The organism is Nonomuraea sp. SYSU D8015 (assembly GCF_008065375.1).
Lineage (GTDB): Bacteria > Actinomycetota > Actinomycetes > Streptosporangiales > Streptosporangiaceae > Nonomuraea.
Genome location: NZ_VJYI01000015.1, coordinates 86,584 through 106,937, shown reverse-complemented (window position 1 = coordinate 106,937; position 20,354 = coordinate 86,584). Strand labels below are relative to the sequence as shown.

The window sequence follows — 20,354 nt, the reverse complement described above, 5'->3', positions numbered from 1 at the left end:
CGTCGCAGGCGTTCAAGGACACGATGAATCCGGAACCCGCCGGCTGCAACCGCATTGGGTTGGCTGAATCATGCTTCGGCCGATGGCACCACGCCCCACGGATCATCAGTTCTCCTCTTCTCGCTTTCACCGCATAGCTCAGTTGATTTCGTGTCCCTTGACGACGCCGGACTTGATCGGCAGACAGCCGTGCAACCTTCGGGTGCTACGCATTAGGGTGCAGCGCCCGAACGAGCACGCTCGGCCGCCGACTCTCGCCGTATTATCTTTCCGTCAATCCAAGGACGCGCTCCGCCGTGCTCATTGCCGCGACATTCCCTGCGACATCATGCACGCGCACGATCCGCGCTCCTTGATATACACACATCGTGTTTGCTGCGATTGTTCCTATTCGCAATTCATCCGCACCTCGCTGAGCCCCGAGGCTTTCTCTGATGAAATGCTTGTTACTGCACGCCACCAGCGTCGGATAGCCGATAGCCGTGATCTCTCTGAGCCTGCGAGTCAGCGCGTTGGAGTGTTGGGTGTTCTTGTTCAGGTCATGTCCGGGGTCTATGATGATTTTCTCCGGGTCAATTCCCGACCCAACCGCGTAGTCCGCGCGCTGCCGCAGGAAGGCCGCCACCTCTGAGACAACGTCCCCATAGGCCGGCCTCTCTACCTTTTCTCCTGGCCCTCCTAGGCTATGCGTGATCACGACGCTCATCCCCGTTTCGGCGATCAGCTCCGCCATGCCTGGCGATCGAAGTCCGTGTGTGTCGTTGATCAGATCCGCCCCTGCCTTATGGCTTGCTTCCGCCACTTCCGGTAGGTGCGTGTCCACGCTGATCACGACGTCACCCAGCTCCCGAATACCTCGGATCACCGGGACCACGCGGTCTATCTCTTCAGCCGCAGACAAGGGCGGTTGATCGCTGCGAAACGCTCGCCCTCCGACGTCTATCCATTCCGCCCCCTCGCGTAGCGCTTGCTCCGCCCTGGCGACCGCCTCGCCGACTTCCATCGATCTATTCGGGTCCAGCCCGCTGTTTGGGGTACGGTTCACAATTCCCATCACGACTATGTGTCGCGCGAAGTCGAACTCTCGCCTCCCAATCCATCGTACCGGCGCTACGAGTTCGGGGTAGTACGCTTGCATTAATTTCCGCTCTTTCGGAAGTGTACGATCCGCCGCAATGCCACGAAAAAGCCAACGGACACGCAGACCTATTGGGATTACCTTCGTTACTGCTTGTTGCCGGCTTGCGGCCAGAAGGGAGATCGAGCGCAAGACACCCAGTCTCAGCAGCACGGCTCTCCCCGTCGTCACCGGCCTGCGGCCACGCTTGGCGCTGTTCCTGACGGACCTGGTCGAGCGCGGCCAGGCGACGGTCCTGCGGTGGAAGCCGCGCTCACAACGCGCCAGGGCCCGGACCTGGTGGTCCGTCGGCACCGCCATCACGTCTGCAAGAAAGTCACTTCAGGTCACAGCAGCCGATCGGGCGTCCTGTTCCGCAGGATCCGGCTCCGCGCGGAGGTCAGACGCGGGTCTTCCTGTAGGCATCCTTGAGGCAGATCTTCCCGTCGCGGAAGCGCCACAGGTCGATGCCATACTCGCAGTACGGCGAGCCGTCATCGGCGACGAGGTGGTACGTCCAGGTGCACACAGCCCATTCGCCGTTCATGAGCGGCTCGCCGAGCTCGATGACCGCACCGGCATCGTGCTCGAACATGGCGCGGAAGCCGTCGGCCAACTCGGCATGGCCGCGGTAGGTACGGCCCGGCTCGGGGCCGACGGACGAGGCATAGACCGCGTCCACGGTCATCGATTCCAGCAGTCCGCCGACGTCACGCCTGGCCCAGGCGTCGGCGAAACGTTCGAGGCATTCACGCGGGCTCGTCTCAGACATCGTCGTTGTACTCCCGTACGAGGTAAGTCTCCAGGTCCGGGCCGGCCGGGTTGGCGAGGACGTGCGTGATCCAGGCGCGCCGCTCGAAGTCGGTGACACTCAGTTCCCACACGCACCCGACCGCTTCGCCCGGGTGCGGCGCGAGGTGCTCCGGCCGGTCGACCGGCGCGGACAGGATCCGCTGGTGGACCTCGTTCTTCTCGGCCCACCAGCAGGCCAGCGCATAGCAGAGTGGGGGCGCATCATGGGCGATGACGAACCCGACACCGTACCGGTCCGGTGCGACGGCAGGCGCGGGGAGCACACCCCGGGCGGCGCGCAATGCGGCGTCGACGACTTCCGCGCGGGCAGGCCGCCCGTGCGGCGCGATCGTGTACAGCTTGACCACCCAGTCATCCAGCTCTGCCCGGCGTAGGAAACGCACGCTGCGCGGCTGGTACGGAAGATCGAGCGACGGCGGATGCATGCACGTCTCCTTATTTAATAAGGTATTGTGAGACATATTCCTTACATTTAGAGACTAGCGGAGGATTTCATGTCTGCGCACTCCTTGGACGCCATCAATCGCGTCCTCCTGGCGGAGCTCTCCCGCGACGGACGCAAGACGGTCCGCGCGCTCGCCGCGCTCGTGGGGCTGTCCGAGCCCTCTGTACGGGACCGGTTGGACAAGCTCTCCCGGGATGGAGTGGTCGCCGGCTACCGCGTGATCGTCGAACCGGCGCAGGTCGGCGCGGGCACGGCCGCGTTCGTCGCCCTGCGCTTCGGCTCCGAGCCCGGGGTCAAGGCGGAGGTCAACGCGGCCCTGGAACGGGAGCCGTGCGTACTGGAGGTGCACGAGGTGGCAGGTGAGGACTGCTACCTGATCAAGGTCAGGGTGGGCACCACCGTTGAGCTGGCCGACGCGCTCGACCGTGTCCGCGCGATCCCGGCGATCTCGCACACCAACTCCACGGTCGTCCTGCGCACCGTCTTCGAACGGCCCATCACCATAGAGGCCGGGTAGCCCCGCTGAACGGGACCCGCCCCTGGTCGTGGTAAGGAGCCGGGCAGGGCATCGTGAGCAAGCGCCTTGAGGGCGATCGCGCGTTTCCCAGATCCTCCTGCTCGGCAAATGCTTGACGCCAAGCCGCCCGGGGACTCCTCGCCACTCACAGCTCTTTGCGCCTGATCCCTTCTTCGCGGGCGAGACTCGGCGACAGCGTGCTGGGATTGGGGACACAGCCGGAGGCGACTGCGACAAGGTGGCCGTGTCCCCTCTCTGGTGCGGCAGTCGGGAACGCCTCGGGTAGGGGCGAATCGGCTTCCTCGATCTGCTTGTAGGCCTGCCGTAGCCTGCGCCCGGCCTCATTTCGCGTCCTGGAGGCGAGGCACCACGATGAGCGACGCGAGCGCGCCCACCGCGATGAGCACGGCAGCCAACACCACGACCACGCGGAAGCTCGAGAGCCAGGCGTCCCGGGCGACATCCAGGACCACCTGACGGGCAGTCCCGGGTAGCCGCTCGGCGACCGCCACCGCCTCCGCCATCGACGTGCGCACCGCGGCGTGATCGGCCCCAGCGAGGCCGGCTTCCGGGCCTATGACGCTGGTGTAGATCGCTGCCCCCACTGCACCGAGGACCGCCACCCCGATGCCGCCACCTAGTTCGTAGGCGGTCGATTCGATGGAGCCCGCCTGGCCCGCGTCGTCCACGGAGACCGAACTGAGCAGCGCGTCGTTGGCCGCGACGAGAGCGGCTTCAAGAGCCAGCCCGAGCACGATGAACGGGACCGAGAGGAGCATGAAGTTCGGGCTCTTCTCCAGCGCGAGCAACGGCAGGAGCGCTGCGGCCGACAACCCGAACCCGGCCGTCAAGGTCATCCGAGTGCCGAGGCGATGGAGCACGGGTGCCGCGACGAGGGAGCCGACGAAGGTGGCGGCCAGGAGTGGGACCAGCCGGAAGCTCGCCTCCGAGGGACCGAGGCCGAGCACGAGTTGCAGGTATTGGGCGAAGTAGAGTTCGAGTCCCACCAGCGCGAAGACGACCAGGAGCACCCCGGCGACGGAGACGGCGAAGACCGGGCGGGTGAACAGCCGTACGTTGAGGAGGGGCTGGTCCTTGCGGAGCTGCCGCCGGACGAACAGAATCAGCAGCGCCGCGGCGCCGGCCAGCGACACGAGCGGCCAGACCATGAGGAAGCCGTGGCGGGCGCCTTCCTTGATGCCGTAGGCGAGGGCGAGCACGCCGCCGACCACGAGCAGCACGCTGAGGGTGTCCCACGGCGGTGGTGTGCTGTGGCGGCTTTCTGGCAGGCCGTGGATCGCGAGCGGGAACACGACGGCCAGCAAGGGTACGTTGATCAGGAAGACCGCACCCCACCAGAAATGCTCGACGAGGAAGCCGCCCAGCAGCGGGCCGGCGGCCGCGCCGCCGGCCAGCAACGCCGACCAGATGCCGATGGCCTGCGCCCGCTCGCGGCGATCGGGGAAGACCGCGCGGATGATGGCCATCGCGTTGGGCATGACCAGCGCGCCGCCGAGGCCCTGGGCGGCGCGGGCGCCGATGAGCGCGCCCGGTGACCAGGCGTAGGCGGCGACGGCCGAAGCCAGCGTGAACACCACCAGCCCGGCGATGAGCATCTTCTTGCGTCCGAACCTGTCGCCTAACGTGCTGGCCGCGACCAGTAGGGGCGCGACGACCAGGGGATAGATGTCGATGATCCACAACAGCGACACCGGTGACGGCCGCAGATCTCCGGCGATCACGGGGGAGGCGATGTGCAGCACCGTCATGTCGATCACGATGATGAGCACGGCGGCGGACATGACGGCGAGCACCCACCACCGGTTGTGGGTAGCGGTGTTCGCGTGGTCGTCGCGGATGTCCGTCGAAGTCATCGAGCGGCCAATCCGTCCAGCGCGGTGGTGACGAACAGTCGTTGGACCATGCGTTCGCCGACGAAGCCGGAGCGCACGGCGTAGAAGAGCGCGAGCGCCTGCGCGCCGAGCGAGTAGCCGATCCAGCCGTCGGGAACGTCGGAGCGGAACTGCCCTTGGGATTGCCCGCGGGCGGCGAAGCGGAGGAAGCGCTCGTCTTGTGCCTCGGCCTCGGCGCGAAGGTCGGTGAGCTCGGTGATCGGCGGCTCCGCCCACAGCAGGGCGTAGGCGACGGCCAGATCCAGCACGTGGTCGCCCATCTTCTTGAGCACGTCCTCGATGGGATCTTCGTCGAGGCCGATCCTGTCGTAGATCCTCGAGACCTCCGCGACCGCGAACCGTGCCACCTCATGCAGCAGGACTTCGCGTGTCGGGAAGGAGCGGTGCAGCGTCGTTCTGCCCACCCCGATACGTGCGGCCAGGTCGCTCAGGGACACGCTCAGGTCATTTGCCAGCACGGCGGCGGCATTCCGCAAGAGCAGATCTCGGTCCATAGCGAACAGATTAGCACCGATTGGAACAGATATATCCTATGAGGAACATTTTTGCTCCAGACTGCTGGTGTGGCGACGGCGATTCGCGCTTGCCAGATCGGCGGCGCGGAGTGCCGGCCTTGACCCTCACTCGCGTCAGGGTTGAAGAATCAGCGCTGTGGACGACGCACAGGATCGGCTCCAGATCGGGGAGTTCGCCGAACTGGTGGGCCTCAGCATCCCGCAGCTCAGGCGGTACGACCGGCTCCGGCTCCTGGAGGCGGCCGGGCGCTCCGCCGAGTCCGGCTACCGCTACTACAGCCGTGGCCAGACCGGAGCCGCGCGGGTGATCGCCCTGCTCCGGTCGATGGACATGCCCATCGCGGAGATCCGCCGCATTGTGTCCGGCGCGGGCGAGCCCGAGCGCGTGCGCATCTTCCGGGGCCACCGAGCTCGCCTCGAGGCCCGGCTGGACGAGGTCCGCCGCTTGCTGGAAGCCGTAGACGCCATGACCGAGGAGAACGACATGAGCACCGAAACCTGCATATCGAGCTGGCTGCACCTGATGCCACACATTCCGGTGACGGACGCAGAACGGTCGATCACGTACTACCAGGAGGCGCTCGGCCTCCGGCTCGACTGGCGCACCGCCGATGGCCAGGTTGTCGCCCTCAGCAGTGGTGACATCGAGACCCTGATGCTCGTGCCATGGTCAGGAGCAGGGGCGCCACCACCCCAGGAAACATATGTCTACGTCGAGGACCCCGATGCGCTGTGCGCTGAATACCAGCAGGCAGGCGCCGACATCGTGAGCCCCGTCGCCACCCGCGCCTATGGCATGCGCGACTTCGTGGTCCGTGACCCCGACGGTCACACCTTCATCCTCGGCTGCGGCACCGAGCAGTTGCGCGAGGTGGCCGATCACTATGGCATCTCGCCTGACCGGATCGCCGTGAACCCTGAGTGGCTGGAGCGGCGCAAGCCGCGCACGTAGCCTGCCTCGATACGTTCCACCCCTCAACCTGGTCTTGCCGGCCACTCAAGAAGCGACGTTCGTGGTGGCGTTGTGGCACGCGGTCCGCAGCCCCGTTCCACCGCGTGGCCAGTAGATAGACGGCTCCGCAAAGCTCTCATCGCCTGCCCCGATGGCCTGGCCGGCTTCGAAGACGCCATCCACGGGGCGTTCCCGCTCCCCACCGTGCAGACCTCATCTGTTGAGCTTGGTGTTGGCGGGAACGTCCCGCTGGTCCACTCGCACCGTCCCGGGCACGACCTGTGCAGACGAGTACCTTCGAGGTCCAGACGCAGACCTGTCGGCCAGGGACGGCGGCGGGCTTCGCATCGGTCAGCGGGAGGTGCGCTTCGAGCGCCGAGATGCGGTTCCGAGGAAGCCGGCCCTGCGGAGTGACCCGACCCCCGCTCAGGCCCGGCTGGCAGGCCCGGCGCGCACGGAGACGTTCTGCCGCAGGCACGGCTACTCCGGCCGCGTTTCCCCTGAACATCTGGTGGAGCGCATCCGGCCGCATCTGCTGTCGGCCGGCTCGGGCACCACAGCCGGCAAGGCCTCTGCCGGAGAAAGGGCGGCAAATGTTCGAAATCCACCTGCAGGGTCACCGATCGCGTGGCCGTTTCGGCGGGGATCGGGCCGCATCAGGCGCGGTGTCACCCCTACGGAGCTACTGGAGGGCCGGGATCGCGGCGTTTCAACGCTGCTCACACATCGCGTCGTCGGCGAGTCTGGCCGCCACCTGTGCCTGCCGGAACGCTCGATCCTCATCGCCATAGTTCTCGGTGAACATTGAGATCGAAACGGCACGTCGCCCGTCCGGAGACACGGCGTTCGTGCTGGAGTTCCCCCAAGTGTCACCACCGTGGAACCACGCCCACCCACCGCATGGGAGGCGGCGCCGCGCGATGCCGAGGCCGTAGCCCGCCTCCATGTAGACGGCCCGCCACGGCTCGGCGGACACGGTCCTCCGCATCTCGGCCAGCTGCGCCGGGCGCAGGAGGCGCCCGCTCATCAGCGCCCTCATGAAGACGAGGAGATCGCCGGTGGTGGAGATCATGCTGCCATCGGCCTGCCCGTCGACGACCACCGACACGTCAGCGAGCCTGCCGCCCGGACTGAAGCGCTCGTAGAAGGTGGCGCGCGGTTGCGGCACATGCGGCGAGGTTCCCGTGAGAAGGGTACGACGCAGCCCGAGCGGCTCGAGGATTCGCTCCTGCACCTCCTGCTCCCACGGATGGCCCGTCACCTTCTGGATGATCAGCCCCATGAGCACGTAGTTGGTGGCGGAGTAGCGCCACGTTCCTTGCCGTGCATCGGGCTTGCGTTTCACCGCCAGCTTGACCAGGTGCTCTGGCCGGTAAGAGCGAAAGCGCTCGCGTCTGTACCCCCTCTCATCCTTGACCTTGTCGATGGGGAGGTCCGGCCAGAAGTCGGGCAATCCGCTCGTATGTTGCAACAGGCTCCGGATGGTGATTTTGCGCCCGTCGTTATACGGGCCCGACACTAGACGCGGCAGCCATCGGTCGACTGTGTCCGTCAAACGGAGTTTGCCCTCGCCGACCAGCTGCATGGCCACGGTGGCGACGAACGTCTTGGTGGTGCTGCCGATGCGGAAATAGCCGTCGGTCGGAACCGGTGCCCGGGTGGCGATGTCGCCAACACCGCTGCGCACGAGCGTCCGCTTCTCCCCCGACCGGGCGTCGACCAGCACGCCGCTGACGCCGACGTCGCGGACCGCATCAGCCCCGCTCTGCAGACGGTCACGGATAGGGTCCGCCCCACCCTGAAGCTGGGCGTGGAAGATTGGGCTGGGCCCGGCCAGAGCCGAGGCCGACGCGGGCGTGGTCTCAGCCGCCGCGACGCCTCTGAGCTTGGTGGGACGACCGTCGCGCAGGACCCTGACCGTACGAGGCACCTCCACGCGGAACCGGGCGTCACAGTTGGCGAACCCGAGGCACTCGGCCTTCAAGGTCAGCGTGTTCCCCTTGAGCACCCAGCTGGTCTTCTTCGCCCCGCTCTTCACGTCGAACCAGCGCACGACCTTGACGTCCTCGCGATCGGCCGCCACAAGGTCGGTCGGTACGCCGTTGGCGACGACGTCCAACGTCCTGCCCGCGAAGGCGAACGTCTTCTCCTCGGGCTGCGCCTGCACGTACGCGGCGCACCCGGTCACCGTGGTCAGAACAGCTATCGCACCAATGGCCAAGTGACGTACGGATGTCACAGTTCCCTCCCCGATGTTCAGGTCCCTGAGCTTCCTGCCTTCTCGGCCTCACACGCATCTGCCGATCGGTAGATATCGCTGAGGCCGCATCGCCGTACCACCGCGGATATGGTGAAACTCATGGCACGGCACATCTGGCTGGGCCCGGCGACCGTCGGGCCGTTGATCTTGGCGAGCGTTGCCGCGCCCCAAGTAGGAGCCCTGATCGCCATACCCGCGGGCGTCGCGGTCGCTGCGGTCCTCGCGACCGCGATCTTGAGGCCGGGAGATCGCCTGGCCTGGTCTGTCGCGGCGGTGGCACTGATCTCCGCGCTGTCAGGTGCCGCGCTCACTGTGACACCAGCGCCGCCGATGTACGACCTCGCCGCGATCTGCATGCTCCTGGAAACGGTTGCGCTGCTGACCATGCACGCCCTGGTGATGCGCCGAGGGCGCGGCACGAGCGGGACAGCCGCGGGTGTCATGTGCGGCGTCGCCCTGGCGGTGCTGCCGCTACGCGTCACCGTCGGATCGCAGCCGCCCGCCGAGCCGCTCGAAATGGCGGTGCTGTCCCTGCTGTGGACGCTGGCCACGGCGGGGGCCACGGCCGCAGGACTATACCTGAGGACGCTGGACAAGCGCCGGGAGCGCGCGGTGGCGGACGCACGTCGCGCCCAGCGCCTTGAACTGGCCCGCGAGCTGCACGATCTCATCGGGCATGACCTGAGCGACATCCTTCTCGAGGCCCAGGCGGCCCAGCTCGTCCCCGACAAGGCGATGACCGCACTCGGCCGCATCGAGCAGGCAGGACTGTCCGCTCTGACCTCAATGGACCACACGGTGCGCATGCTGCACGACGATCCGGTCGCCAGGGCTCCCGTTCGCGGCATCGGCGACCTGCCAGAGCTGGTTGCCAGATACGAACAGGTCTCCTTGCGCATGGCATCGGATCTGACCGTCCCTGACGGGGTCGGCGCGGTGGCCTACCGCGTGGTGCTCGAGTCGCTGACCAACGCGCGGAAGCACGCAGGAAAGTGCCGCGTCGAGATAGAGATACGGCAGGCGCCGGGCGCCGCCGTCGAGGTCGTGGTCACCGATGAGGGCGTGCGCCCGGCACGCAACCGGCAGGGCACCGGGCTGGGGCTCATCGGCCTCGCGGAACGCGTCGAGGCGATCGGTGGTTCCTTCCACGCCGGACCGCGCCAGCCGCGCGGCTGGCAGGTCAGGGCCACGATTCCGGTACGGCATGCCGTACCGATGCCGTGATCCGCGTCCTGGTGGCCGACGACCAGGAGTCGGCCCGCCGCAACCTGCGCGTCATGCTGGAGGCACACCAAGACATCAAGGTGGTCGGTGAGGCCGCGGACGGCCGTGCGGCGGTTGTGCTCAGCAGGCGGTTGCGCCCCGACGTCGTGCTCGTCGACATCAGAATGCCGGTCATGGACGGTCTCGAGGTCACCGGTCTGCTCGCCGGACCTGATGTGCCCGAACCGCTGCGCGTGGTGGTCTTCACCACTTTCGACCTCGACGAGTACGTTCATCTCGCGCTCCGTCGCGGAGCCTGCGGTTTCCTGCTGAAGCGATCGGGCCCCGCGCTGTTCGCCGAGGCGGTGCGCGCAGCGGTGAACGGCGAGGCGCTCATCAGCCCGTCGATCACGGTGCGCCTCCTACGTCACCTGGTGCCGTCGGGCGCCGCCACGAGTCCACCCGCGGAGCCGCTGACCGAGCGGGAGATCGAAGTCGCCGGGCTGGTCGCCCGCGGCCTGACGAACGCGGAGATCGGCAGGGAACTGTTCATCTCACCGGGGACCGCGAAGACGCACGTCGCCAGCATCCAGCGCAAACTCGCTGTGCGGAACCGCGTGGGCATCGCTCTGTGGGCCAGGGACAACGGCCTGGGTCGCTAACACCGCCTGAGCGGTGGACGCCCGCGGGTCGCGTTGGCCGTGCTCGTCGCGGGCGACGAGCTCATTCAGCTCTCCCTGCGCACTAGTCGATGGTCCCCTACCAGTTCCCGCAATCCGGACCCATGCGCGCATTCCTGGTTGTTCATTTAGTATCCTGGTCATGCAACCAGAAAGCTGTGCAACCAACCAGGACCGGCGGTCGTTCATCGAGCAGGCGCGACGCCACCAGATCGTCGGAGGCGCCATCGAGGCCCTTGCCGAACTCGGATACGCACGGGCTTCGTTCACCCGGATCGCCGAGCGGGCGGGGGTCAGCCCGGCGCTGATCTCCTACCACTTCGCCAGCAAGGAGGAACTGCTGGAACAGGTGGTCACCAACGTGGTGGAGTCGATGCGCACCGCCTCCGTCCAAGCCGAGGAGGCGACGTCCTACGCGGAGGCGCTGAGGATCGTCATCGAGTCGCAGGTGCGCTACTTCGCCGACCACCGGACGGAGACCGCAGCCCTGCAGGCCATCCGGTCGGCGGCCGGGACCGCGCCGAGCGCCGCGGCGTGGGCCGCACGCAACCGGTCCCTGGTCGAGTTCCAAAACCTGCTGGAGGGAGGCCAGCGCGTGGAGGAGTTCGGCGATTTCCCGCCACGCGTGATGGCCGCCGCCATCCTCGCCAGCCTCGAGGCCGTCCCTGCCGAGCTGCGCGCGCAGCCGGATGCCGACGCGGGCGACTACGCGCGTGAGCTGGCCGCGTTGTTCGACCGCGCGACCCGGCGAGCGGGCTGAGGTGATGGCCATGAGAGAGTTATCCGACAGCCGCAGGCTGTGGTGGCGCGTCACGGGCATGTTCGCCTGGGTGACCCTTGCCGCGCTCGTCGTCTTCCACGGCGCCAACGCGATCTTCGGCGCCGGCTACGACCGCTGGTCGCACATGGCACGGGCCGGCGCGATGTTCCTCCTGGTCGTGCCGGCCGTGGTGCTGGCCACCCGGCTTCTCGACCGGATGCCGCTGTCCGGCATCGGCTTGAGCCCACTCCGGCAGGGAGTGCTCCAGCTTCTGCGAGGCATGGCCTGCTGGCTGATCCCAGCAGCCGCGGGGGTCGCCGTCTGCCTGGCGTCAGGCTGGGCCCAGATCGCCCTGAACGGGTCGGTGAGCGAGATGCTCGTGACCGCCGCCGGCCTGCTCCTGCTGGTGTTCGTCTTCGAGGCCTTCCCCGAGGAGCTCGTCTTCCGCGGGTACGTGCTCAGAAACCTGGCCGCTCGCCTCGGGCAGTGGCCGGCGCTCTGGTCGCAGGCGGTCCTGTTCACGCTCTGGGGCCTCGTCAACGGCGGCGAGAACTCGCTGTCCAGAAGCGTGCTGTTCTTCGCCTTCGCCGTCGTCGCCGGGCTGCTGCGCACGATGACGGGCAGCGTGTGGACCTCGATCGGCTTCCATCTCGCCTTCCAGACGGCCGCCCAGCTCTTCGGCTCAGTCGGCGGCCTGGTCACGGTGAGCAACTCAGCGGTCCTGACCGTCTTCGCCTTCGGCATGCTGCCCTTCGCCACGGCCCTCACCCTGTGCACCCGGCTCCGGCACAAGCGAGCCCTCCACCAGGACCCCCGCCTCCCGGCGGAGTCCGTCTCCCGGCAGGTCCGGGGGCTGCCGGTCAAAGGCATCAACTATGACGTCGGCACCGCCTACCATCCCCGACACCTGTCCCGGCCCACGTGGAACTCCGACGAGGCTCGCGACGACATCCGGGTCATCGGCGAAGAACTGCACTGCAACGCGGTCACGGTCTTCGGCAGCCGGCTCGACCGGCTCGCCGACGCAGCACACCATGCGGCACGGCGCGGACTGCATGTCTGGCTGCAGCCCCGCCTGCCCGAGAACGGCCCCACGCAGACGTTGGAGTTCCTCCGCCAAGTCAGCGTCCTGTCCGAGGAGATCCGCCGGTCCTACCCGGTGCCGGTCACCCTCACCGTCGGCTGCGAGCTCAGCATCTTCATGCGCGGGATCGTGCCCGGCCGTACCTTCGGACGGCGCACGCGGATGCTCACCTTCACCTGGCCTTTCCTGCTCCAGCTGTACAACAGGAAACTGAACCGGTTTCTGGGCGAGGCGGCCGCGGTGGCGCGAGAGCACTTCCGCGGCGAGGTGAGCTACGCGGCCGGCAGCTGGGAGGGCGTGGACTGGCGACCCTTCGACCTCGTCGGCGTCAACCTCTACCGGGACTCCTCCAATCAGGGGCGCTACTGTGCCGACCTGCGCCTGCTGCAGCGGCACGGAAAGCCCGTGGTGATCACGGAGTTCGGCTGCTGCGCCTATGACGGCGCCGACACCAAGGGCGCGTCCGGCGACGACATCGTCGACTGGCGCGCCACCCCGCCCAGGATCAAGGGCTCCCGTACCAGGAACGAGCAGGTGCAGGCCGACTACCTGGGAGACCTGATCGAGACCTACGCGACCGAGGGCGTGCGCGGCGCCTTCGTCTTCGAGTTCTCCGAGCCCAGCTACCCGCACGCTCCTGACCGCCGCCATGACCTGGACCTGGCCAGCTACGGCATCGTGAAAGCGGGGCCTGGCGATCGCTGGGAACGCAAGGCCGCCTTTCACCGGGTGGCCGGCCTCTACCAGTCGCTGTGAGAAAGGACGAGCACCGCAGCCGTGAAGCCATCTCCGGGATGTCACGTGGCCCGCCCGAGCTCCTGGTGCTACAGAGGGGTGGATGGGGTGGTTTCGCGCACGAAGGCGACGCCGTCGAAGTGGTCGGACAGGACGACCGGCATGAACGCGAACTTGGCGGTGAACCGCCCGGCGGCCGCGCCGAAGGCGCGCATGTGGTTGGCCTCGGCCAGCCAGTGATCCACGGACGCCGGGCGGCCCCCGCTGCGCAGGTCCACCACATAGTCGCCGGGGCAGGCCGCCGCCAGGCGCGTCTCCACGACGCGTGGCGCGGTGGCGCGGGGAACACGGAACTGCTCGGGCCGCCTCTCCCCGACGAGCCTGCCGAACCGCATCCGATTGGCGCGGAAGCCGCCCTCGCCGAACAACGCCGCGAGCGCGTAGTACGCCGGGCCGTGTTCGCGCGCCAGGTGCCGCCCCATGGCAGGAACGGCGCCGCCGCTGTAGTTGCCCTTCATGACGTGGCCGTTGTGGGCCCAGACGACCACCCGGGCATCGGGATCGGCCATGAGGAGGTTCACGTTCTCGGCCATGTGGCGGTCGCGAGCGAAGCCGATGGTCTGCTGGGAGTCCGGGTGCGTGAAGGGCCGGGTGGCCAACTCGGCGAACTGCCGGACGATCCTGGCGTGGTGGCGGGCTTCGGCCGGGCCGTGCGCGGCGATGTCCTCCTCTAGGCGCCGCGCGTCCGCCTCGACCTGCCGGTCCAGTGGCTTGTGGTGCCGGAGGTCCAGCCGGCCGATGTCGTCGAGCGTGTCGAGCAGCGCGGCGGCGGCTCCGCCCACGCAGGCGCGCAGGGTACGCAGCGATGCCGCCGGATGCTGCGGGTCGACCCCGGCGAAGCGGACCGGGCGGGCGGCGGTGCGGTTGTGCTCGCGCAACCGCTCGATCACCTCCAGCATCTCCGCGGTGTTGAGCGTCCAGAAGCCCAGCCCCGCCAGCGCTTCCCGGGCATCGCCCGACTCGCCGCGTACGTAGTCGTCGACCGCCCGCGCTGCTGCGGCGCTGGCCTCGATCGCCAGCGTGGTGAAGCCCAACTCCTTGATCAGGAACTCCGTCAGCCGCCACCTGAGCGTGAAGAACTCTGCGCTGCCGTGCGTGGCCTCGCCCAAACCCACAGCCCGCACCCCGGCGAATACCTCGTGCAGCGGCGCCAGGTCCACCGGCCCGGAGTCCGCCGAGGTACTCTGCCGGGGGCGGCGTTCAACAGTGGCAGGCTCCACGCCGGCGAGCGGGATCGCCCGTCCGGCCAGCCACGCGGTCACCTCGTCCGGCACAGCGCTTCCCCCCGATTGTCGTCTCTGATGGTGCGATCAGTGTTGATCTTGATTGCTTCCAGCGTCAACCCACATGGCCGGCCGAACATACAGACACCGAACACCTGGCCGTCTCCTCTGTGGAGGTCGCGCCCGGCCGGGCGCGGTCATCGTTGTGGGCAGGTCAGCACAGCCTGCACGCGTTTGTGAACGGAGTCGTCGACTCCCGGGCCCAGCTTGGCGAAGATGCGGCTGATGTGCTCGGCGACCGCGGCGTCGCTGATCATCGGCTTGTCGGCGACAGGCGGTCGAGGGCTGCCAAGAACTCATCGACATCGCCCACACGGTCTCTGAGGAGGCATCCGATCCCGCGTTCCACGGCTCGGCGACGTCGGGACCGCCACCCCGACGCCGGCTCGGCTGATCAGCCGGGTTGCGTGTCGAGCGAAGCCAGGTCCAGAGCGGCCGCCTCGCGGTAAATGTCCTCCAGCGCGTTCCTATCCTCCACCAGGCCGTTCATGGCGAAGTCGATGAGCTCCTCACCACGGACGGCGATCTCGGGCATGGCCATCGCGTCGAACAGCGCCATGACGAGCCGGGACGCGCTGAGCGGGTCCATCGGGCGCAGGTCGCCTTCACGCTGGCCGCGTCCGATGAGCTCGGCGACGAGCCGGTCCAGCCGATCCAGCAACGCGCGCTCGCTCGCGAAGTGCTCCTGCCCGAGCTCGGGCGTGGTGATGATGGACACCAGGACGTACGGAGAGCCCTGCAGGTGCCGTACGCACTCGGCGAGCCAGCGGCACAGCTGTGCGGCGGCCCGGCCGGGCCGCCGCGTCATCGCCTCCGCCAGCTCCACCGGGCGGCCGAGGCCCAGCTTGACCAGCGCCGACAGGATGTCGTCCTTGGAGGAGAAGTGCTTGTAGAGGGCCGGCTGCTGCACGCCCACCGCGGCGGCGATGTCCCGGGTGGACGTGGCCGAGTAGCCGTTCAGCGCGAAGAGCCTGGCCGCGGTGCGTAGGATGCGTTCGGCCGATGGGGTCAGCCGAACGCCATCACGAATCGTCCCTTCGGCCACCATGGTTTTGGAGCCTAGCGGACGCCTGGCCCTCGACCGCCCTCAGAACTCGGTCGCTGCGCGGATCCGGTCCTGGACCTCCTTGAACTCCGCGGAGTTGAGGAGTGGCATGAGCCGCATCGCCTTGCTCATGCTGCCGGTGAACTTGGTGCGGCCCTGAGCGTAGGCGTCCTCGTCGGACAGTTCCCCCTTCTCGATGAGCACGCTGTCGGCGTAGGTCATCGTGACAGTGAAGTCGGGGTCGTCGACCTGCCCGCAAGCCGCTCCGGTGAGCCGGCCGTTCTCCAGGATCCAGTAGTAGCGGATCTCGCCGCCGTCCGGTCCGCCGGTCAGGACGTACTGCAGGCGGCCGTTTGCGCCGCGCCGTTCGGGAAGACTCTCGGCGGTCTTCAGCGCCAGCTCCATCCATTCTTCGGTGAGATATCTCGTCATCGTGCTTCTCCTTGTCTCGTCGGTCGTCACGCTCGGTGCACAACGTGCAGGTCGGTGAAGCCCTCCAGCCCCCAGCGGCCGTGCTCCACGCCCAGGCCGCTCCACTTGATCCCGCCGATCGGCTGCTCCGGCCCGACCATGTCGAAGTGGGTGTTGACGTACGTGGTGCCGGCCTGCAGGCGGAGCGCCACCGCCTCGGCCCGATCGGCGTCGGTGCCCCAGACCGATCCGGACAGGCCGAACATCGTGTCGTTGGCCCGAGCCACAGCCTCGTCCTCATCGCGGTAGGTCAGCACGGGCAGCGCCGGTCCGAACTGCTCCTCGGTGACGATCCGGGCGTCGTCCGGCACGCCGGTCAGGATCGTCGGCGGATAGAAGTGGCCGTCCCCGCCGAGCGCGCGGCCGCCGGTCAGGGCCTGGGCGCCGCGCGCCGAAGCCTCGTCCACGAGCCGCCCGATCCGGACGAAACCCGCCTGGGTGCAGAGCGGCCCGAGCGTGGTCCCGCGTTCCGCGCCGTTCCCGATCCGCAGCCGCCCGACCACCCCGGCCAGCGCGTCCAGGAACTCGCCACTGCGTCGCTCCGGCACGTACACGCGCTTGATCGCCGTGCATACCTGGCCGCAGTTGGCGAACGCACCGGTGACCACCGCCTCCGCCACCGTGGCCGGGTCGGCGTCGTCGAGGACGATCGCGGCGTCGTTGCCGCCCAGCTCCAGCGTCAGTCGTTTCAGGTCGGCGCCCGCCGCCGCGGCCACCCGCTTGCCGGTGGCCACCGAGCCGGTCAGGCTGACCTTGCGTGGCACCGGATGGGCGACCATCGCCGCGCCGAGCTCGTCGCCGCCGCTCACGACGTTCAGCACGCCGGGTGGGAAGACCTCGCGGAGCAGCTCGCCCAGTCGCAGAGTCGTCAGCGGGGTGTACGGCGGCGGCTTGAGCACGACGGTGTTGCCGGTCAGCAGCGCCGGCCCCAGCTTCCAGGCGGCGAGCGCCAGTGGGAAGTTCCAGGGAGTGATGGCGGCGACCACACCGAGAGGCCGTCGCCGTACCTCCACTCTCGCCTCACCGGACTCGTGCACCACCTCGTGCGGCATCTCCGCGTCGGCGTGGTGGTCCAGCCACAGCGCCGCGCCGAAGACCTCGTGCCCGGCCTCGATGAGGGGCTTGCCCTGCTCCGCGGTGAGCAGGGCGGCCAGTTCTTCGACGTTTCCCTGCAGCACAGCGGCCGCCTCGCGCAGGGCGGCCCTGCGGGCCCCCTCGTCGGCCTGCCACTGGGGGAAGGCCTTCCTGGCCGCCTCCATGGCCTGGTCCAGGAGCTCCGGCGTGCACTCGGGCGCGACGGCGAACGGCTTGCCCGTCGCGGGGTCGACGACGTCGAAGACCTTCCCACCGGGTGCGGGCCCGCCCCCGATGGTCATGGCGCTCACAGCTCACCCGGATAGTCATCGCCGCTCACCAGCGCCCTGGCCAGGTTCCGGTAGAAGGTCAGCACGCCCGGCTGTTCCTTGGGGCTCAGGTGGCCCCGCTCGGCGAAGCGGGAGCCGACCCCGCGCTGCACGGCCTCCAGTCCGATCCGGTCCTCCTCGTTGATCGACGCGGCGCCCTCGATCTGGTCCTTGCGCAGCTGCTCGGGGTCGGACTGCTCGGCCAGCGCGCGCGGCAGGAGCACCCCGCCGCGTACCTCGGTCCGGTCGATGGACTGCGGGATGAAGCTGAGCCACGCCAGCTGGTCGCCGAACGTGATCAGCCCCCCGGAGGGGAAGTTCAGTACGACCGTGGCGTTGGCCTGCTGCTCTTCGGTGAGCGGCAGCACCTCGGCGTCGATGGGCTGGGCGAAGGGGAACCGCCCGAAGGTGACCCACGGTGAGTACGGCCGGATGTAGACGTCGTTACGGCCCGGCATGATCGGGTCGAGGGTGCTCCGGTGCAGGCCGATGACGTGGTAGTTCTCGCTGCCGTTCTCCACCGCGAGCTTCCAGTTCGCCTGCCACTGCTCCACCCAGGACGCGACCTGCACCATCTCGTCCAGCCGATAGTTGGCCAGTTCGCCGGCTGCCAGGTCCATGTGGGCGCTGATCGGGCTGGCGTCCTTGTCGAGGTTGACGTAGATGAGACCGCCGTAGTCCTCGACGGCGAACTCCGGCAACCGGCAGGACTTCGGATCGAAGTCCGGGTTGCCCTTCATCAGCGGGGCTCCCGTCAGCTGCCCGTCGAGCCGGTAGCGCCAGAGGTGGTACGGGCAGGTGAAGGCGTCGGTGTTTCCCGCGCCCGGCTCGACCACCGGCATCTGCTTGTGGCGGCAGACAGAGGACAGGGCGTGCAGGTTCCGGTCGGCGTCGCGGGTGATCACGACCGGCTCGCCCGCGATGGACAGGGCCACGTAGTCGCCGGGCTCGGCCAGCTCGTCGGCGTGCGCCACCAGCCACCAGCACCGCTCGAAGACCTTCTCGCGCTCCAGCTCGTACAGGTGCGGGTCGGTGAACGCCCGGGGCGGCAGGCTCAGCATCGGCGGGTTGCAGCTCAGGTAGGCGCGCAGTTCGCCCAGCAGTTCATCCAGCGCCGGGCCGGCGGGCCGTGAGGACATGGTGGTGCTCACAGAACCTCCTCGAGACAGCTCTAGTTATCGATTGATAACCACCCTAAGGTTATCGATCGATATCCTGGTGTCAAGATGCGAGCGGCCCAGCAGGAGCAAAGCCGTGCCGGAGCCGCCGTCTTCGTGCTCGACCTCGGCCCCCTGCCACCGTGCCCTGGCTGCTCCTCGCCGCCCTCCGGTTCTGGCAGTGGCTCTGCTGCCCCACCGCCCGGGAAAGATCGGGGGCGCGGGGGCGGCGGCCTGGCAGGTACTCCGCGGGCCGTGAGGGTCAGCGCGAATCGAGGCGGAGCACGTCGAGCGCTGTGAGGGCCACGTGCAGCTCGGTGCGCCGCCGGCCTGACTCCAGATCGCCGCCGAGGAGCCTTTCGATGGTCTGAAGCCGCTGGTAGAGGGTCTGCCGCGACTGGTCCGACGCCTGGGCGGCGGCCGTCTTGTTGCCCGCGGCGTCCAGGTAGTGGCGCAGCGTGGACACCAGGTCGGTGTTGTGCCGGTGGTCGTAGTCGATGAGCCGGCCCACCTGGCGTTCCACGTAGCTCTGGATGCGTACGTCGGAGCGCAGCGCGTACAGCAACTGCTTCAGCCCGATGTCCGACAGCTCGTGGTACGGCCTGCGGGAGGACGTGCCGGGCAGGGCCGACTCCGCGACGTGGGAGGCGTCTCTGAAGGAACGCGCGGCGTGGGAGAGGTCGGTCACCTCCGAGCCGACGCTCACGATCGCCTGGGGGATCAGTTCCAGGACGGCGCGACCGAGCAGCTCGACCGTGGGCCGCCACTGCCTGGCGGGCCGCAATGCGAGCAGCATGCCGATCCGCCCGGCCCGGAGCTCGCCCACGAGCGCGCTGACGCCGGCGGCCGTGACATCCCGTACGAGGCGCTCCTCGAGCTCGGCGACGCCCTCGCCGGCGGGCAGGTCCACCAGGACGGCGACGTATCGGCAGTCGCGGGTGGGCAGGCCGAGCGCCGCCGTGCGGACCGCCGCCTCCGCGGCCGTCCGGTAGCGCTGTTCGGCGAGGTCCAGGAGGGCGCTCCGATGCGCTCCGCGTTCCCAGGCCGCCGGGTGGATGAGCCGGGAGATCGCCAGGGACATCGCCGCCCGTTCCAGCACGGTCGTGTCCTCCTCGCCGAACGCCGGCTCCGCCGAGGCCCGGTCGGGCAGCATGACCACGCGGCCGCAGCGCTCGCCGCGGTATTCCACCGGGCAGACCAGCCATCCTTCGGGGCCGCTCACCGCCGCGGAGTCGGACGGCGGCGTCGCGCGGGAGCGCCGTTCCCAGTTCTTGAGGACCTCCTCCACGGTGTGGGCCGACGGCTCGCAGATCAGCGCCTGGTACGCCTGGTTCTCCAGCACCACGGCCCGGCCGCTCATCTCGGCCGCCGCGCGCATCACCTCGGCGGCGCCGGCGCCGCGCAGCGTCAGGTCGGTGAACGTCTCGTGGATCTCCTGAGTGCGGCGCAGGGTCTCCACCTGGTTGCCGAGCAGTAGCTCGTGGACGACCTGGGTGACCTCCAGGAAGTTGACGTCCCGGGACAGCAGCACCAGTGGCAGGTCATGGGCGCGGCAGGCGCGCACCAGTTCCTCGGGCGGCCGATGGTAGCGCCGGACGAGCTCCAGGACGAGACCGGCGGCGCCGACCGTGGCCAGCTCGTGGACGTAGCGGCGCACCAGCTCGGGCTCGCGGGGCAGTGGCATCCCCGTGGTCAGGACGAGCTCGCCGCCCTTGAGGAACGACGCGGGATCGGTCAGCTCGGTGATGTGGACCCAGCGGACGGGGCGTCCCAGCTGTGACTCGCCGGCGGCCACCTGGGGCAGGCCCGCCGCCACGACGGGGAGCGTCAGCACGTCGGCGACGGTGAGCACGCGGCCGTGTGCCGGCGCCGAACCCCGTCCGGGTGCTGACATCATGGCTCCTTTCTCCGCGACCACGGTACGCGACCGTGGGCGAGCTG

At 68.6% G+C, this 20,354-nt stretch carries 18 protein-coding genes; 6 read left to right on the top strand and 12 right to left on the bottom strand.

What is annotated here, in order from left to right; all coding sequences use genetic code 11:
* Nucleotides 1–262: 262 nt before the first annotated feature.
* From folP to ID574_RS42530, 3 genes are all read right to left on the bottom strand, one after another.
* The gene (folP, locus tag ID574_RS42540) at nt 263–1,138 is read right to left on the bottom strand and encodes a dihydropteroate synthase (RefSeq protein WP_188194716.1); all 876 of its coding nucleotides are present in this window, start codon (nt 1,136–1,138) and stop codon (nt 263–265) included.
* A gap of 379 nt (nt 1,139–1,517) precedes the next feature.
* On the bottom strand, nt 1,518–1,889 hold the full coding sequence (locus ID574_RS42535) for a nuclear transport factor 2 family protein (protein WP_188194715.1): 372 nt from the start codon (nt 1,887–1,889) through the stop codon (nt 1,518–1,520).
* The gene (locus ID574_RS42530; RefSeq protein WP_188194714.1) at nt 1,882–2,355 is read right to left on the bottom strand and encodes an isochorismatase; all 474 of its coding nucleotides are present in this window, start codon (nt 2,353–2,355) and stop codon (nt 1,882–1,884) included. Before ID574_RS42530 ends, ID574_RS42535 begins: the two co-directional genes overlap by 8 nt.
* Nucleotides 2,356–2,424: 69 nt before the next feature.
* Between ID574_RS42530 and ID574_RS42525 the strand changes: the two genes are divergently transcribed.
* Nucleotides 2,425–2,892, top strand: a complete 468-nt coding sequence (locus ID574_RS42525; RefSeq protein WP_188194713.1) for an Lrp/AsnC family transcriptional regulator — start codon at nt 2,425–2,427, stop codon at nt 2,890–2,892.
* Nucleotides 2,893–3,233: 341 nt separating this feature from the next.
* Here the strand turns inward: ID574_RS42525 and ID574_RS42520 are convergent, their stop codons facing one another.
* Nucleotides 3,234–4,766: an MFS transporter gene (locus ID574_RS42520; protein ID WP_188194712.1), complete on the bottom strand. Its 1,533-nt coding sequence runs from the start codon at nt 4,764–4,766 to the stop codon at nt 3,234–3,236.
* On the bottom strand, nt 4,763–5,299 hold the full coding sequence (locus tag ID574_RS42515; protein ID WP_188194711.1) for a TetR/AcrR family transcriptional regulator: 537 nt from the start codon (nt 5,297–5,299) through the stop codon (nt 4,763–4,765). The genes ID574_RS42520 and ID574_RS42515 overlap by 4 nt, the downstream gene beginning before the upstream one ends.
* 157 nt (nt 5,300–5,456) lie before the next feature.
* On the opposite strand from ID574_RS42515, the gene ID574_RS42510 reads away from it, so the two are divergent.
* Nucleotides 5,457–6,272: a VOC family protein gene (locus ID574_RS42510; RefSeq protein ID WP_188194710.1), complete on the top strand. Its 816-nt coding sequence runs from the start codon at nt 5,457–5,459 to the stop codon at nt 6,270–6,272.
* Between the two features lie 709 nt (nt 6,273–6,981).
* Here ID574_RS42510 and ID574_RS42505 read toward each other — a convergent pair.
* Nucleotides 6,982–8,493 carry a serine hydrolase domain-containing protein gene (locus ID574_RS42505; RefSeq protein WP_223167651.1) on the bottom strand — a complete coding sequence of 504 codons (1,512 nt, stop codon included), beginning with the start codon at nt 8,491–8,493 and terminating at the stop codon, nt 6,982–6,984.
* Between the two features lie 369 nt (nt 8,494–8,862).
* Between ID574_RS42505 and ID574_RS42500 the strand changes: the two genes are divergently transcribed.
* The 4 genes from ID574_RS42500 to ID574_RS42485 all read left to right on the top strand — a co-directional run bounded on the left by ID574_RS42500 (nt 8,863) and on the right by ID574_RS42485 (nt 13,015).
* Entirely contained in the window at nt 8,863–9,756 is an 894-nt protein-coding gene (locus tag ID574_RS42500) for a sensor histidine kinase (protein WP_188194709.1), read from the top strand.
* A complete protein-coding gene (locus ID574_RS42495; protein WP_223167650.1) occupies nt 9,753–10,397 on the top strand; it encodes a response regulator in 645 nt (214 codons plus the stop codon). The genes ID574_RS42500 and ID574_RS42495 overlap by 4 nt, the downstream gene beginning before the upstream one ends.
* Before the next feature lie 160 nt (nt 10,398–10,557).
* The gene (locus tag ID574_RS42490) at nt 10,558–11,175 is read left to right on the top strand and encodes a TetR/AcrR family transcriptional regulator (protein ID WP_188194708.1); all 618 of its coding nucleotides are present in this window, start codon (nt 10,558–10,560) and stop codon (nt 11,173–11,175) included.
* 10 nt (nt 11,176–11,185) lie between these two features.
* Nucleotides 11,186–13,015: a CPBP family glutamic-type intramembrane protease gene (locus ID574_RS42485; RefSeq protein WP_188194707.1), complete on the top strand. Its 1,830-nt coding sequence runs from the start codon at nt 11,186–11,188 to the stop codon at nt 13,013–13,015.
* 68 nt (nt 13,016–13,083) lie between these two features.
* On the opposite strand, the gene ID574_RS42480 is transcribed toward ID574_RS42485, so the two are convergent.
* The 6 genes from ID574_RS42480 to ID574_RS42455 all read right to left on the bottom strand — a co-directional run bounded on the left by ID574_RS42480 (nt 13,084) and on the right by ID574_RS42455 (nt 20,307).
* Nucleotides 13,084–14,328, bottom strand: coding sequence for an erythromycin esterase family protein (locus tag ID574_RS42480; RefSeq protein WP_223167649.1), 1,245 nt, complete (start codon nt 14,326–14,328; stop codon nt 13,084–13,086).
* A 403-nt stretch (nt 14,329–14,731) separates the two neighbouring features.
* Entirely contained in the window at nt 14,732–15,385 is a 654-nt protein-coding gene (locus ID574_RS42475; RefSeq protein WP_188194706.1) for a TetR/AcrR family transcriptional regulator, read from the bottom strand.
* Between the two features lie 39 nt (nt 15,386–15,424).
* Nucleotides 15,425–15,814, bottom strand: coding sequence for an SCP2 sterol-binding domain-containing protein (locus ID574_RS42470; protein WP_188194705.1), 390 nt, complete (start codon nt 15,812–15,814; stop codon nt 15,425–15,427).
* A 26-nt stretch (nt 15,815–15,840) separates the two neighbouring features.
* Complete coding sequence (locus tag ID574_RS42465) at nt 15,841–17,229, bottom strand: aldehyde dehydrogenase family protein (RefSeq protein WP_188194704.1); 1,389 nt, start codon at nt 17,227–17,229, stop codon at nt 15,841–15,843.
* 5 nt (nt 17,230–17,234) lie between these two features.
* Nucleotides 17,235–18,407: an aromatic ring-hydroxylating oxygenase subunit alpha gene (locus ID574_RS42460; RefSeq protein WP_223167648.1), complete on the bottom strand. Its 1,173-nt coding sequence runs from the start codon at nt 18,405–18,407 to the stop codon at nt 17,235–17,237.
* 268 nt (nt 18,408–18,675) lie between these two features.
* Nucleotides 18,676–20,307 carry a PucR family transcriptional regulator gene (locus ID574_RS42455; RefSeq protein WP_223167647.1) on the bottom strand — a complete coding sequence of 544 codons (1,632 nt, stop codon included), beginning with the start codon at nt 20,305–20,307 and terminating at the stop codon, nt 18,676–18,678.
* Nucleotides 20,308–20,354 lie beyond the last annotated feature (47 nt).